Below are 16305 nucleotides of genomic sequence, written 5' to 3' on the forward strand. Positions count from 1 at the left end.
AATGAGATTACGATTCCTATATATTGCCTTTATATGCTTTTTCAGCCAAAGCTTTTCTCAGAATTATGAAGCTAAAGTAGATTCATTAATGCGTCTTATGACGCTTCAAGAAAAGATAGGACAAACCGTTATGTATAGTGGTCATTGGGATCAAACAGGACCATTTGTTAGTACAGATAATGGGAAATACATTCGCGAAGGTAACATGGGAGCAATGCTAAACGCCATGTCTGTAAAGGGCACTCGCGATTTACAGAAAATTGCCGTAGAAGAAACCCGTTTAGGCATTCCGTTATTGTTTGGTTATGATGTTATTCATGGGCATCGTACTATTTTTCCAATTAACTTAGGGTTATCTGCAAGTTGGGACTTACAAATGATTGAGAAAAGTTCAAGAATTGCAGCGGAGGAAGCTTCTGCAGAAGGAATCCATTGGACGTTTGCACCTATGATTGATGTGTCCAGAGATCCACGTTGGGGACGAATTTCCGAAGGAGCAGGAGAAGATGTCTTTCTTAATAATGAAATAGCCAAAGCTTATGTAAAAGGATTTCAAGGAGACGATTTGTCTCAACCTAATACTGTTTTAGCTTGTGCTAAACACTATGTAGCCTATGGAGCTGCTCAAGCCGGAAGAGATTATCATACCACTAATATGGGAGAAGGGGAGTTGCGAAACGTTTATCTACCGCCTTTTAAAGCGGCCATTGATGCTGGTGTTGAAACGTTTATGTCAGCCTTTAATGAGTTGAATGGTGTGCCAACTTCTGGTAATAAATTCACCTTAAGAGATATTCTTAAAGATGAATGGAATTTTAAAGGTTTGGTTGTTTCCGATTATACTTCTATTAATGAAATGATTCAACATGGCTTTGCTGCCGATAGTATTGATGCTGCAAGGATAGGTATGAATGCAGGAGTAGATATGGATATGATGGGACATGTGTACCGTCTTCATCTCAAAAAATTAGTGGAAGAGAATAAGGTATCTGAAGCTTTTATTAATGATGCCTGCAAACGAATTTTAATGGCAAAATTTAAATTGGGATTATTTGATGACCCATACCGTTATAGTGATGAAGAGCGTGAAATAAAGACCGCATATCAATCAGAATTTTTAACTGAAGCTAGAGAAATTGCAGCTGCCTCATCGGTTTTATTACAAAATAAAAATGACGCTCTACCGCTTTCTAAAACCTCAAAAACAATCGCTTTTATTGGGCCTTTGGTAAAAGATGAATATAATATTATTGGGAACTGGGCCGCTAAAGGTGATAGAGATGGAAAGGCTGTAAGTGTTTTTGAAGGTGTTTCAGAATATTTAAAGCCTAAACAAATTTTATATGCTAAAGGTTGCGATATTTTAAAAGCTGACACTTCTGGTTTTGAAGAGGCAATTAGGGTGTCTAAACAGGCTACAGAAATTGTTTTAGTTATGGGTGAAGATTACCATATGAGTGGTGAAGCAGCTTCGCGAACTGATTTGAAAATTCCAGGTGTTCAACCAGAATTGATTAAAAAAATACGTGAAGCAAACCCGAATAAAAAAATCACCTTAGTTATAATGAATGGAAGACCTTTAAATTTATCTGAAGAGGTAAATTTGGTAGATGCCATTTTAGAAGTTTGGTTTCCTGGAACTATGGGAGGTGCAGCAACAGCAGATTTACTCTTTGGTGAAGTAAATCCTTCAGGGAAACTAACCGTTACATTTCCTCGAAATGTTGGTCAGGTGCCTATCTATTATAACATGAAAAATACCGGACGACCAATTCCTGAAAGCAACCCTAAGGAAGATTATAAAAGTAATTATATCGATATAGAGAATACACCTCTGTTTGCTTTTGGGCATGGTTTAAGTTATACCAAATTCAACTATTCAGATTTAAAACTGTCTTCAAATAAATTGACATTTTCAAATACAATTGACGCACAAGTTGAGGTGTCAAATACAGGGTCTAAAGATGGTTATGAAATCGTTCAACTCTATATTCATGATAAAGTAGGAAGTGTTACTAGGCCAGTTAAAGAGCTAAAAGGTTTTCAAAAAATATATCTCAAAAAAGGAGAAACTAAAACAGTAACGTTTACGGTTTCAGTAGAAGACCTAAAATTTTACAATAGTGATATGGTTTATGGTGTAGAAACTGGCGAATTTGAGATTGCTATTGCTCCAAGTTCTGAATTCAAATTTGAATCTTCTTTTACGCTAATTGATCAATAATTAAATAAAAAAAATGAGTCATAAATTTCAGCCTTTTATGCTTCTGCTATTCATGGTTTTTTTAGGGGCAACCAATGCGCAGACTAAAATCATAAATTCAGGCTGGCAGTTTTCAGAAGATAAATCAGTATGGGAAACTGTTAATATTCCGCATACATGGAATAAAGATGATGCCTTTGATGATACACCTGGTTACCGGAGAGGTTTAGGGTATTATCAAAAACAACTGTATATAGGCTCAGAACAAAAAGAACAGAATCAATATTTAAAGTTTAATGCCGTAAACCAAGAAGCAACAATCTTTGTTAATGGAAAAAAAGTTGGAAATCATAGAGGTGGTTACGCGGCTTTCAATTTTAATATTTCTGAATTTATAACTTATGAGGCTTATAATTTAATTGAAGTTACGGTTGATAATTCTCATAATGAAGATATTCCGCCTTTAGATGCTGATTTTACGTTTTATGGAGGCATTTACCGCGATGTAGAATTAATAACCTTGCCAAAACAGCATTTTAGTTTAGAGGATTATGCCTCAGATGGATTCTATATCAATTACCCTCAAGTATCAGAAGAAAGTGCCCGAATAGAAGTTACTGCCTTGTTAAATAATACAGCATCGCGTAAAGAAAAAACAACGTTAAAATTGGTGCTTTCAGATGCAGAAGGCAAAATTATAACAACATATTCTGAAACATTTAAATTAAAATCTAAGACGTCAGAAGCATTTAAAGTGCCGTTACCTGAGGTTAAAAACCCCAAATTATGGTCACCAGAACATCCGTATTTGTATCAATTGCAACTCGTTTTAACTGATGATAAAGGAGAGACTTTAGACTTGAAAACGGCTAATGTAGGATTTCGTTGGGTGTCTGTAGATGCTGATAAAGGATTTTATTTAAATGGAAAACCCATCAAATTAATCGGAGTTAATCGCCATCAAGATTATGAAGGTTATGGTAATGCTGTACCCATGGCACTTCAGAAAAAAGATATTGAGTTAATAAAAGAAATGGGGTCTAATGTTATTCGTTTTGCGCATTATCCACATGCGCGAGAGCTTTATAAACGTTGTGATGAACTTGGTATTTTAGTTTGGACAGAAACTCCTATTGTAAATAAAGTAACCAATACGGAGGCGTTTTTTAAGACAGCAACCAATATGCAAAAGGAGCATATTAAACAATATTATAATTATCCTTCTGTTGTTATGTTTGGTTATATGAATGAGATTTTTTTGCGTCTTGCATTTGATCAGAAAGAATCTGAAGCAGAAAAAGAAAACCGAAAAAAATACACTTATCAACTCGCAAAACAGTTAGAAGAGTTAACCAGAAAAGAAGCCCCAAACCATATTACTGTAATGGCGCTTCATTTTAATGAGCTTTACAACGAAACAAACATTGCAGATTTACCAATGCTTGTCGGTTGGAATCTATATTTCGGATGGTATCATGACACCATTAAAGATTTAGGTGTTTTTCTAGACAACCAACACCAGCGTTTTCCAAAGCGTGCTATTATGGTTTCAGAATATGGACCAGGAGCAGATGTACGGATTTCAACAATAAAACCTTCACGATACGATTATTCCCAAGAATACCAATTACAATTGCATTCAGGATATTATAATCAAGTCATAGAGCGCAATTTTGTTACAGGAATGACAGCATGGAATTTTGCTGATTTCGGTTCTGAGTTTAGAGGAGAATCTGTGCCGCATGTTAATCAAAAAGGCTTAGTTCAATACAATAGACAGCCTAAGGAAGTGTATTACTGGTATCAAACTGTTTTAAACTCAAAGACGCCATTGGTTCATATTGCCAATTATCAAGATGATGTCACCTTAATAGATCAAGATTCGTTTGATATCACCATATTTTCTAACCAAGAAAAAGCGAAGCTATATGTGAATCATACATTTGTTCAAGATTTAATTTTTAAATTAGGTATTGCAACAGTCTCAGTGCCTTTTAATCAAGGAGAAAATACGCTTAGAGTAGAATCAAAAACCGTATCTGATGAATTAGATATGAAGGTAAATATTTTGAAGACTCTAAAGACAAACCAAAATACTAAACTGGCAATTAACGTAGGGACGCATGTTAATTTTAGAGATAATGTTGCAGGGGTTACGTTTTTAAGTGACCGTCCTTATTCAGAAAATTTGTATGGCTATCTTCCAAATTCAGGAAAATGCGAACGAAAATTAGTGCCATTTAATATTGGTAATTCCATAAATGAAGGCGTTTATCAAACCATGCTTGTAGATTGTGAGGCTTATAAAGTCGATGTGCCTGATGGTAAATACAAAGTCAGCTTATATTTTGTAGAGCCTCAGTTAAAAAACAAAGCCCATGTAATTTTTAATTTATCGGCTACAAATGGTGAATCTGAAGCAGATACTATGCATCGTATGTTCGCTATTAAATTAAATGAAAAGACCATCGCAAATCAATTTAATATGGCTAAAGAATATGACAATAAATATGGGATTAAACAGAGCGCTATAATTTCAATTGAAAACAATTCAGGACTAACAATTAGGCTCAACCCCATAGAAGGCGAAACTGTATTGAGTGGTATTTTAATAGAAAAAATATAATACTACACGCTGTATATAATTGAAGCACCCATTAGGAAAGTTAATAAAATGAAAGTAATACTTATTTCAATACTCACACTGGTTACAACTAATCTTTTTGCTCAAGATTTAGAAACGTATACGTATGCCATAAAAGGTACAGATACCTTGCGTTTAGATGTGTATACGCCCAAAAACATCAAAAAGGATGAGAAATTACCCGTGCTTTTATGGATGCATGGTGGTGGATTTTCGGGGAGTCATCGCGCTTATCCAGACGATAATAAATTAGTAAAGTATGTCGCTAAAGAACAGCATTATATAGGTGTTTCTATTGATTACCGTTTGCTAAGAAAAAATAAAACGACAGGTTTTGGATGCGATTGCACTAAAGATGAAAAACTAGAAACATTTAGTGAGGCAGCTATAGATTATTTAGATGCTGCAAAATTTTTAGTAGAGCGTGCTGAAGCACTTCAAATAGATACGACCAAAATTATTGCTGGAGGTAGTAGTGCAGGTGCCGAAGGTAGTTTGAATGCTGTATTTATGAAAGATTACTTTGTAAGCCATAAAACAGCCTATAATAAGGTGAAATTTGCAGGTGTATTTGCTTGTGCAGGTGCTATTGTAGATGCCAATTATATTACAGAAAATAATGCAATTCCTGCAGTGTTATATCATGGTACTAACGACCGATTAGTTCCTTTTGGAAATGCTTCACATCATTTTTGTGACCCAAAAAAAGACGGCTACTTTAGGTTAGATGGTTCGGGGATTATTGCAGAACAACTCGAAGATTACGATACAGCATACTATTTCAATATCGTTAAAGATGGTGGCCATGAAGTAGCCCGAATTCCTTTTGAAGATTTAGAGAAGGTGTTCAATTTCTTTGAGAAAACAGTATTGCAGAATGAAATCATTCAAACTAAAGTTTTAAAAACCTATTAAGCATGAGATATCTCTCTATTTTATTTGTAATGTTGTTGGGGTTTCAATCTTGTAAAAACGAAACACCTACTGTAGAACCGGCTTTAACTGTAGAACCGGCTTTAAATAAGCGTCCAAATATCGTTTATATTATGGCAGATGATCATGCCGAACAAGCAATCAGCGCATACGGTCATCCAATAAGTCAATTGGCACCAACTCCAAATATAGATCGCATCGCTACAGAAGGCGCCCTATTTCAAAATAACTTTTGTACCAATTCTATTTGCGGACCAAGTAGAGCGGTTGTTTTAACAGGAAAATTTAGTCATGCTAATGGGTTTAGAATGAATGGCGATCAGTTTGATGGCAGCCAACAAACCTTTCCTAAGCTATTACAAAAGGCAGGATATAACACCGCAGTCATTGGTAAATGGCATTTGCATGGTTTACCCCAAGGCTTTGATTATTGGAATATATTAACTGATCAGGGGAATTATTACAATCCAGATTTTATAGCGATTAATACATCAACTAAAGTTGCAGATACTACAAGAGTTGAAGGCTATGCTACAGATATTATAACTCAAGATGGTATTGCTTATCTCAATTCGGTGAAAGATGATGACAAACCATTTATGCTGATGTTACAGCATAAGGCACCACACCGCAATTGGATGCCAGCATTACGGCATGCTAATAAATATGATACGGTTGAATTCCCTTTGCCTGATAGTTATTTTACCGCTCATGAAGGTTCTCAGGCTTCAAAAGAACAATTGCAGACCATCTATAAAGATATGTATGAAGGTCACGATTTGAAACTCACTAAATCTAAAGATAGTCCAGAATTAGCTTGGAATCCTTGGAAGTCAGATTTTGAGCGCATGACCACAGCACAACGTAGAGCTTGGGATAGTGCTTATCAGGCTAAGAATGATGCCTTTCACGATGCTAATTTATCGGGAAAAGATCTAGCAAACTACAAAGGACAACGGTATTTACAAGACTATTTAGCTACCATTGCATCTATGGATGAGGGGGTTGGTGAGGTTTTAGATTATTTAAAAGAAACTGGTTTAGCTGAAAATACGATTGTAATTTATACCACCGATCAAGGCTTTTATTTAGGTGAAAAAGGATGGTTCGATAAGCGTTATATGTATGAGGAATCATTGGCTATGCCTTTACTCGTAAAATATCCAGGGACTATAAAACCGGGAACTGTTATTGAAGATTTAACACAGAATCTCGACTTTGCTGAAACATTTTTAGATTATGCAGGCGCTGAAATTCCAGAAGATATGCAAGGTAAATCCTTACGTCCACTATTAGAAAATAGAAATAATGATGAAGATTTCAGAGATGCGGTGTACTATCATTATTATGATTATCCAGCATTTCATATGGTAAAGAAACATTATGGCGTAAGAACAAAACGCTATAAGCTGATGCATTTTTATGATGATATTGATACTTGGGAATTATATGATTTACAAGAAGATCCTAATGAAATTAATAATCAAATCGATAATCCAGATTATGATACAATTGAAGCAGAATTAAGAACACGACTTATAGCGCTTCAAGAAGAATATAACGTTAAAGCACAAGAATTTAAACAAGCACCAAAAGAAAACGTAGAACGTGCTTATAAGCAATTTAAAAGATTAAGAGGTGAAACAGGGACTTCTTACAACCCACAAACAGATAAAGACACTAAATTATAAATCATGAAAAAAATATTTGTTTTCTTCATTATAACATCGCTTTTTTCTTGTAATACAGACAAGAATGAAAAAGGAAGTCAGCAGCTTAATTCAAAGGAAAAAGCAGAAATAAAAACAGGGTTTCAAACCTATATCAACCCATTAGATATCGATTATACCTATATGGTTTACAATTCAAGCCAGAATAAATCCTATCGTTCGGGTGCAGATCCGGCGGTTATAGAATTTAAAGGCGAATACTATATGTTTGTAACGCGTTCCTTTGGGTATTGGCATTCTACCGATTTAATGAACTGGGATTTTATTAAACCACAACAATGGTTTTTTGAAGGGAGTAATGCACCAACAGCATTTAATTATAAAGACTCTTTAGTGTATTTTGCAGGTGACCCTGCAGGCTACGGAAGTATTCTGTACTCCGATAACCCAAAAGAAGGGAAATGGACACCTACAGCTTCGATATCTACTAATATTCAAGATTCTGAATTATTTATAGATGATGATGGTAAAACATATTTGTATTGGGGCTCTTCAAATGTGCATCCCCTTCATGTAAAAATGTTGAATAAAGATGACCGCTTTTTAGAAACAGGAGTCAAAGAAACCTTAATTAATCTAGATGAGGACGCTCATGGATGGGAGCGTTTTGGAGAAAATAATTTTCACCCAACCTTAAAGGAAGGTTATATGGAAGGGGCTTCCATGACCAAACACAACGGAAAATATTATTTGCAATATGCTGCGCCAGGGACACAATTTAATGTCTATGCCGATGGGGCTTATGTTAGCGATTCGCCACTAGGGCCTTTCGAATACATGAAAAATAACCCAATGAGCTTTAAACCAGGCGGATTTACAAATGGAGCAGGTCATGGCATTACGGTAAAGCAAACCAACGACCAATACTGGCATGTGGCAACAATGGCATTAGCTTCAAATTCTCAGTGGGAACGTCGGTTATGTATGTTTCCAACCTATTTTGATGATGAAGGTTTAATGTATACAAATACCGCTTATGGGGATTATCCGCGTTTTGGAACTGATCACCCCACAAAAGCTGGACATCACAATGGATGGATGTTATTGTCTTATAAAGGGGATGTTACGGTATCATCTTCGTTAATGCAGATTATGAAGTTTACTTCAAATGATGATGATATCCAGGTTGTGGAATTGCCCGAAGAGAAGAATAAAGATGGTGAGATATTGTCTGAAGTATTAACAGATGAAAACCCTAAAACATTCTGGGTTGCTGAAGCTAATGACAATAAACAATGGCTGACTATCGAGATGAAAAACCCAGGGACGATTAAAGCTTTGCAATTGAATTTTCACGATCACCAATCTAAAATCTATACACGTGTTGAAGGTTTAAAGCATCAGTTTACTATTGAGGTGTCAGAAGATAGTAAAAACTGGACAACTGTAGTTGATAGAAGTAAAAGTGAAGCAGATACACCAAATGCCTACATTGTATTAGACGAACCTGTACTTGCAAAATATGTGCGCTATAATAATATAAAAGTCCCAGGCGCAAATTTTGCAATGTCAGAATTAAGAGTATTCGGGTTAGGGTTAGGAGATAAGCCGGCAAAGGTTACAGGATTCACTGTAAACCGCGAAGAAGACCGTAGAGATGCGGCCTTTTCTTGGAATGCTGTAGAAGGCGCTCAGGGTTATAATATACGTTGGGGAATTGCCGAAGATAAGCTTTACCATTCGTGGCAAGTTTACGATACTAATACCCATTTTATGCGTAATCTAGACCGTGATACACCTTATTATTTTACGATTGAGGCCTATAATGAAAATGGAATTTCTAATCAGAGTGAAGTGATTTTTGTAGAGTAATGATGAAGTATTTTTTTAATTTATTTTTAGTAATGATATTGTTTTCTGCTCAAGGACAAGAGCTGAAAATAATGAGCTATAATATTAAGTTAGATTATCCTAAAGAAGGTGAAAATAGCTGGACGAATAGAAAGCCATTCCTTGTTAATCAACTTAAATATAACGAACCAGATGTGATAGGTGTACAAGAAGCTATGCCTAATCAGATGAAAGACATGGATAGCCTTTTAGTTGATTATAGTTATTTAGGTGTGGGGCGCGACGATGGTAAAAATCAGGGTGAATATTCGGCATTATTTTATAAAACAGATAAGTTTAAGGTTATAAAATCGGGGACTTTTTGGCTGTCTGAAACACCAGAAAAAGTATCGATGGGCTGGGATGCTGTATGTAATAGAATATGCACTTATGCCTTGTTTAAAGATAAAGTGTCAGGTAATCTATTTTGGACTTTTAACACGCATTTTGATCATGTAGGTAAAGTGGCTAGAAAAAATAGCGCGACCTTAATTATTGAAAAAATACAGGCATTAAACACTGAAAATTATCCTGTAGTTTTAACAGGCGATTTTAACATGGAGCCTACTCACGATAGTATAAAACACATAAAAAGTGCATTAAAAGATTCTAAAGAAATAGCAAAACTTACCTTTGGTCCACACGGCACTTTTAATGGATTTTATTTTAATGAGCCAGTAATCAGACGTATAGATTTTGTGTTTGTAAGTGCGGAGGTTATGGTAAGTAAATATGCGGTGTTGAGTGATAATTGGGATTTACATTATCCATCAGATCATTTACCTATTTTAATTCTTTTAGAGTTGTAAAAGTCATTAACTTTATAGGCTCTAACTATTAAATAATAGAACTAAACTAAATATATATAAAATGAAAAAAGGTGTCTTTTTATTGTTGATTGCAGCAGTTTCTGCTTTAGGTGGGTTGCTTTTTGGATACGATACAGGTGTTATAAATGGGGCGCAATTCTACCTCACTGAATATTTCGATTTAAGTGATGCGTTAAAAGGTTGGGTTGTAGGAAGTGCACTCTTAGGGTGTTTTGTCGGAGCTATTATTGCAGGCCCTCTAAGTATTAAAATAGGACGTAAATGGTCGTTAATAATTTCAGCTATATTCTTCACGCTTTCAGCTTATGGCTCGGGTTTACCAGAAGTGTTTCCGCAGACGGTAAGTATGTTGGTGGTTTTTAGAATTATAGGAGGCTTAGGTATTGGTGTGGCATCCATGAATGCACCAATGTATATCGCAGAAATTGCACCTTCTAACATTAGAGGCCGTATGGTGTCTTATTATCAATTGGCTATTGTTATTGGCTTTTTTGTGGTGTTCTTAGCCACGTATTTTATAGGTAATGATTTAACTGAAGCCGAAAATATTCAGTTTGGATGGCGTCGTATGTTTTGGTCAGAATTGATTCCGAGTTTACTATTCTTGGCGCTCTTATTTATCGTTCCTAAAAGTCCGAGATGGTTAGCGTTAAAAGGAAAAGAAGAAGAGGCCTTGGTTGTCTTACAACGTATTAATGGTGATGAGGATGCAGCTAAAGAAATGGTTCAGATTAAGAAATCATTAAATGAAACGAATGATACTGTCAAGGTCAGTTACTTTTCTAAAGCCGTGTTAGTGATTATTGCTATAGGAACGGTACTTTCCATGCTGCAGCAATTCACAGGAATCAATGCCGTTTTATACTATGGTGCAGATATTTTTGAAAAAGCCTTAGGCTTTGGTAAGGAAGATGTGCTTGCACAACAAATATTATTAGCCTTTGTGAATTTGATATTCACATTTGTAGCGATGTTTACGGTCGATAGATTAGGTAGAAAACCATTGCTTTATATCGGTTCTGCAGGTATGATTATCGGGTTTTTATTATTGAGCGTAACATTACAACAAGGCAGTGTTGGTGTGGTATCTTTAATCGGTGTATTACTATTTATAGCTTCTTTTGCACTATCTATGGGGCCAGTGGTATGGGTGTTGTTAGCTGAGATGTTTCCAAATAAAATTCGAAGTGTAGCGATGTCTGTTGCAGTAGCTGCACAATGGGCTTCAAATTATATTGTATCGCAGTCGTTTCCAATGGTCATGGGAAGCGATATGAATAATAGTGAGCCATGGAATGGGTCTTTACCGTACTATATTTTTATCGTTTTTATACTCATTATAGTTTTTGTAACCTATAAATTTATACCAGAAACTAAAGGGAAATCTTTAGAAGAGATTGAAGAGTTTTGGAAGTAAATTGTAATTGTTTTTAATAGAAAAAGTCAAGGTATGTGTGTCTTGACTTTTTTGTTTAAACACATCTTATTTAGTGTTAAATGAGCTTATTAAAATAAACGCACGCTTATTCTTTTGTAACTACAGGTGCAACATTTGGTTCTGCTTAATCATTCCATAGATGAGGTTCACCCGTAGTAACCCCGTATCATAAGCGTGTCATAAGCGTGTCATAAGCGTGTCATAAGCGTGTGATATCCGTGTTATAACCGTCCGTGGTTGTAATGTGACTAAAAAGGCAAAATACTTACGTGTAATAATTGACAAGCTTTAAATAAATTTGATATTAAAGTATAATAAAATCTTACCATATAGGTTGAAAGCTACTTTTACATAGCAGCAAAATCCCTTTACTTTTTGAAGTAATCCCATGAATAGGATTGTTTTAAATATAAAAACCAAAAAACCCGATTCAGATGAATCGGGTTTTTGATGGTGGTGCCTCCAGGAATCGAACCAGGGACACAAGGATTTTCAGTCCTTTGCTCTACCAACTGAGCTAAGGCACCAATTGCTTTGTTAAGCGGGTGCAAATATAAGCGCATTTTTATTATTACCAAAAGGAAATTAATAAAATTTGATTTTATAAATTTGCAACTTATCAATTTTACTATGAATCTTGTTGTAGATGTGGGGAATACGTATGTTAAGTTTGCTGTTTTTAATAATGCAGATTTAATTTATAAAACAGCTTTTAAGCTAAAAGCGTTCAAATTCCAGTACAAAAAACTAAAAAAAGAGTTTCCAAAACTCCAAAAAGCACTCATTGCTTCTGTAGGTCATTTAACCAAAGAAGATGTAGCGCTTATTAAAAATGATATAACAGTTGTTGAATTAACCTCACAATTAAATTTTCCATTCATAAACTTATACCAAACGCCAAAAACATTAGGGGTTGACCGTATAGCTTTAGTGGTGGCGGCTGTTAATCAGTTCCCGAATCAAAATGTTTTAATAATTGATGCAGGGACTTGTATTACCTACGATTTTATAACGAAAGAAAATGAGTATCTTGGTGGTGCTATTTCGCCTGGTTTAAGGTTACGTTATGTATCTTTGAATAATTTAACAGCAAATCTTCCGTTATTAGAAACTGAAAACCCTAAAAATATCATTGGTAATTCTACTGAAACATCAATTCACTCCGGAGTGGTTAATGGTGTTGTAAAAGAAATAGATGGAATTATAGATCAATATATTGAGCGTTATTCAGATTTAACAATTATTTTAACAGGAGGAGATGCCATTTTTTTGTCAAACCAATTAAAAAATAGCATATTTGCGAATTCAAATTTTCTATTGGACGGTTTGAATTTCATTCTAGAATATAATTCAAAATAATGATAAAAAAATTCATTGTAATTTGCATTACAATTATAAGTTCCACGGCTTTTGCACAACAAGGAACAGGTTCTCCCTATTCATTTTATGGTATCGGTAGCCTTAAATTTAAAGGTACGGTAGAAAACCGAAGTATGGGTGGTATGGGCGTTTACTTAGACAGTATTCACGTTAATCTAAGAAATCCGGCGGCCTATGCGGGGAAAAATATAGAAAATTACCCTTTTGATGGCGAAAGCAGACCTGTTAAATTTTCTGTAGCAGGTACTATGTCTGATGTCTCTTTAGAAAGTAATTCGGGCGAAGGAAGCTATAATAGCACCATGTTCGATTATATCGCCATGTCTGTACCTCTAGGTAAATTTGGGTTTGGTTTTGGGTTATTACCATACACTTCAGTTGGTCATAAACTCTATGATGTTAATGACGATGATGTTATTGTTAATCGCTACAGTGGTCAAGGTGGAATAAACAGAGTGTTTGCAGGCTTAGGCTATCAAATAAACGACCAATTGAGTGTCGGAGTAGATTTTAATTATAACTTCGGTAATATTCAGAATACGGCAATTGAAATCGCCTACACTTCAGATGGCGAAGTTGTACAGTACCAAACAAGAGAATTCAATAGGTCTGATTTAAGCGGTCTAGATTTAAATTTTGGAATTGCATATAAAACGATGGTAAACGACAAGTTAGAACTGTCTGCAACAGCAACCTATACGCCAGGAAGTACGCTTAATTCTGATAATACGAGAAGCTTATCTACAGTAACATTAGATGGCTCTTCACTAGAGGTAACCTCTATTACCAATACAATAATTACAGATTTAGCGTCTCAAAATCTTGAGGAAACGGAGTTATCTATGCCGTCTAAATTTTCTTTTGGTGCTGGTTTGGGACAGCCTAAATCGTGGTTTGTAGGCGCGGAATACACCTATCAAAACACAAGTGATTTTTCTAATCCTGTTTTTTCTAATCAAATTTCATCTTTTGAAAATGCGTCTAAAGTATCTGTTGGAGGGTTTTATATTCCAGACTATAAAGCATTTACAGGGTATTTTAAACGTGTGGTTTATAGAGCCGGATTTAACTTTTCAAATTCAGGTTTAGTTGTGAAAGATGAGTCTATAAAAGAGTTTGGCATGTCTTTTGGTGTAGGTTTACCAGTTGGAAGCCGAAGTTTATTTTCTAATGCCAATCTAGGCTTAGAATTTGGAAAACGAGGAACAACAAACCAAAATTTAGTTCAAGAAAATTTTATAAACTTAAATGTAAGTTTATCTTTAAGCTCTAGATGGTTTAAGAAAAGAAAATATGATTAATATAAAACTGTAATACAATTAATAAAAGATGAAGACGAGATTAACTATACTGCTAGTCGCACTTTTTATGAGTGCTAACATAGGATTTGCTCAACAAGATGAAGAATGTGTAAATAACCTATCTATTTTTGATAGTTATGTTAAGAGCAAAAAATACGATGAAGCTTATGGCCCTTGGAAAATAGTACGCGAAAAGTGTCCTGATTATAACAGAGCTATTTATGCACACGGAGAAAAAATTCTTAAGCATAAGATAGAAAACACTACAGGCGAAGAACAATTAGCACATATTGAAGATTTAATGTTGTTATACGATCAAAGTAGAGAGCATTTTGAATCTAATTATGACTTAGCCGAAGTTCTTGTAGATAAAGCTAACTTAGCTTACAAGTATAGAAAAGAGTTAAATATGCCAGAGCAAGACATTTATAATATGTTTGATGAGGCTTATAAAAAAGACGCTAAAAACTTTACTAGTGCCGTAGGACTTTATACTTATTTTTCTTTAGCAGTAGGGTTATATGATGCGAGTCCTCAGTCTTCAGATGATGCTCAAAAAATGTTTAACAAATACGATGATGTCAAAGAAATTATTGATAATCGTATCGCAACCATGACGACCCAGTTAAACAAATATGCTGAAAAAGAAGAGGCAGGAGAAAAATTATCTTCTAAAGAGGAAAGATATCGTTCTAGTTATGAGTCTAATATTGAAGCGTTCGAAAACCAGATTCTTGGAAGTATGGATAAGACGCTTGGAGATAGAGCTAATTGTGAGGTGTTAATTCCTTTATATAAAAAGGATTTTGAGGAAAATAAAAATGATACAGTTTGGTTACAACGTTCAATGAATAAAATGGGTGAAAAAGACTGTACTGATGATCCTTTCTTTGAAAAATTAGTGGTTCAAAAAAATACTGTTGAGCCAGATGCTAAAACAGCTTATTATTTAGGCGTGTTAAAAGAAAAGCAAGGTAAAATGGCGGAAGCCAATCGTTACTACGATCAATCGTTACAGTTAGAAACAGACCCACTTAAAAAGTGGAACCTTGTAATAAGAGTTGCTGAGAAAAACTTTAAAAGAGGTAGTTTCAGTAAAGCAAGACAACAATATATGGATGCCTTAAAATTAAATCCATCTAATGGTACACCACATTTAAGAATAGCAGCAATGTATGCTAAAAGTGCTAACAACTGTGGCGATACTAACTTTAACAAAAGAGCAGTATTCTGGTTAGCTGCAGATGAAGCTGAAAAAGCAGGTAAAGTAGATGGTCGTTTAAGAAGCGCAGCAGCACAAACTGCAAAAAGTTATAGAGCTAATGCACCTGCTAAAGCAGATATATTTCAATGTAGTTGTTCAGGAGAAGTTATTAAAATTGGATGTTGGATAGGACGTTCAGTGACTGTGCCAAGCATTTAATGAAAAAACATAATTTACATACGATTAAAAACCTAGTCACAGCAATTGTTGTGACTTTGTTTTTTTCGTGTAATAATAACATCAGTGATGTACAAAAGGTTGGTGTATTACAAAATCAACCTATTGGTGAAGCTGAAGATATCGATTTAAAATACACCGAATTTAAAGACGATACGCTAAGATTACTTGCCAATCTTCTCAGTCCTAAAATGCTTGATTACTCTAATAGAGATTTTCCGTTTAATGAATTTCCAGATGGTATAGAGCTCTATATTTACGACAGTAATAATAACAAAACCACCATAACATCAAATTATGCTATCGTGTATTCAGAAACTGATATTATAGATTTGCGAGGTGATGTACAAATTGCAACCCATCAAAATGATACGTTGTTTACAGAGCAATTGTATTATAATCAGAAATTAGAGTGGGCATTCACAAACAAAGCATTTACGTATAAAGGCATAACCAATAATACCTATGGTGTAGGTTTTGATTCCGATAAAGAATTTAAGAACTTTCAAATGTTAGAAATGGGTGGTGATTTTGAACTTGATAATTAGTTATCTTTGCCTAATAATTAGAAGATA

General features: G+C 34.8%; 11 protein-coding genes and 1 tRNA gene. 11 read left to right on the plus strand and 1 reads right to left on the minus strand.

Annotated elements, in window-relative coordinates:
* Position 1 precedes the first annotated feature (1 nt).
* The 7 genes from HM982_RS01790 to HM982_RS01820 all read left to right on the plus strand — a co-directional run bounded on the left by HM982_RS01790 (position 2) and on the right by HM982_RS01820 (position 11587).
* Positions 2 to 2224: a glycoside hydrolase family 3 N-terminal domain-containing protein gene (locus HM982_RS01790; protein ID WP_218849757.1), complete on the plus strand. Its 2223-nt coding sequence runs from the start codon at positions 2 to 4 to the stop codon at positions 2222 to 2224.
* 13 nt (positions 2225 to 2237) lie between these two features.
* Positions 2238 to 4829: a glycoside hydrolase family 2 protein gene (locus HM982_RS01795; protein ID WP_179351408.1), complete on the plus strand. Its 2592-nt coding sequence runs from the start codon at positions 2238 to 2240 to the stop codon at positions 4827 to 4829.
* A 48-nt stretch (positions 4830 to 4877) separates the two neighbouring features.
* On the plus strand, positions 4878 to 5762 hold the full coding sequence (locus HM982_RS01800) for an alpha/beta hydrolase (RefSeq protein ID WP_179351409.1): 885 nt from the start codon (positions 4878 to 4880) through the stop codon (positions 5760 to 5762).
* A gap of 2 nt (positions 5763 to 5764) precedes the next feature.
* Positions 5765 to 7471: a sulfatase family protein gene (locus tag HM982_RS01805; protein WP_179351410.1), complete on the plus strand. Its 1707-nt coding sequence runs from the start codon at positions 5765 to 5767 to the stop codon at positions 7469 to 7471.
* A 3-nt stretch (positions 7472 to 7474) separates the two neighbouring features.
* Positions 7475 to 9322, plus strand: a complete 1848-nt coding sequence (locus HM982_RS01810; protein ID WP_179351411.1) for a family 43 glycosylhydrolase — start codon at positions 7475 to 7477, stop codon at positions 9320 to 9322.
* A gap of 32 nt (positions 9323 to 9354) precedes the next feature.
* Positions 9355 to 10149 carry an endonuclease/exonuclease/phosphatase family protein gene (locus tag HM982_RS01815; protein WP_246296555.1) on the plus strand — a complete coding sequence of 265 codons (795 nt, stop codon included), beginning with the start codon at positions 9355 to 9357 and terminating at the stop codon, positions 10147 to 10149.
* 61 nt (positions 10150 to 10210) lie between these two features.
* Positions 10211 to 11587, plus strand: coding sequence for a sugar porter family MFS transporter (locus HM982_RS01820; protein WP_179351413.1), 1377 nt, complete (start codon positions 10211 to 10213; stop codon positions 11585 to 11587).
* Between the two features lie 472 nt (positions 11588 to 12059).
* On the opposite strand, the gene HM982_RS01825 is transcribed toward HM982_RS01820, so the two are convergent.
* A tRNA-Phe gene (locus HM982_RS01825) sits at positions 12060 to 12135 on the minus strand.
* A 103-nt stretch (positions 12136 to 12238) separates the two neighbouring features.
* Here HM982_RS01825 and HM982_RS01830 point away from each other — a divergent pair.
* Genes HM982_RS01830 through lptC form a run of 4 tightly spaced genes read left to right on the plus strand, consistent with a single transcriptional unit; the run spans position 12239 to position 16278 of the window.
* Positions 12239 to 12967: a type III pantothenate kinase gene (locus HM982_RS01830; RefSeq protein WP_179351414.1), complete on the plus strand. Its 729-nt coding sequence runs from the start codon at positions 12239 to 12241 to the stop codon at positions 12965 to 12967.
* Positions 12967 to 14289 (plus strand): hypothetical protein, encoded by a 1323-nt coding sequence (locus HM982_RS01835; protein WP_179351415.1) that lies wholly within the window; start codon positions 12967 to 12969, stop codon positions 14287 to 14289. Before HM982_RS01830 ends, HM982_RS01835 begins: the two co-directional genes overlap by 1 nt.
* A 28-nt stretch (positions 14290 to 14317) precedes the next feature.
* Positions 14318 to 15712: a hypothetical protein gene (locus tag HM982_RS01840; RefSeq protein WP_179351416.1), complete on the plus strand. Its 1395-nt coding sequence runs from the start codon at positions 14318 to 14320 to the stop codon at positions 15710 to 15712.
* Positions 15712 to 16278 (plus strand): LPS export ABC transporter periplasmic protein LptC, encoded by a 567-nt coding sequence (gene lptC, locus HM982_RS01845; protein ID WP_179351417.1) that lies wholly within the window; start codon positions 15712 to 15714, stop codon positions 16276 to 16278. Before HM982_RS01840 ends, lptC begins: the two co-directional genes overlap by 1 nt.
* Positions 16279 to 16305 lie beyond the last annotated feature (27 nt).

Source organism: Winogradskyella vidalii, from assembly GCF_013403955.1.
Taxonomy (GTDB): Bacteria; Bacteroidota; Bacteroidia; order Flavobacteriales; family Flavobacteriaceae; genus Winogradskyella; species Winogradskyella vidalii.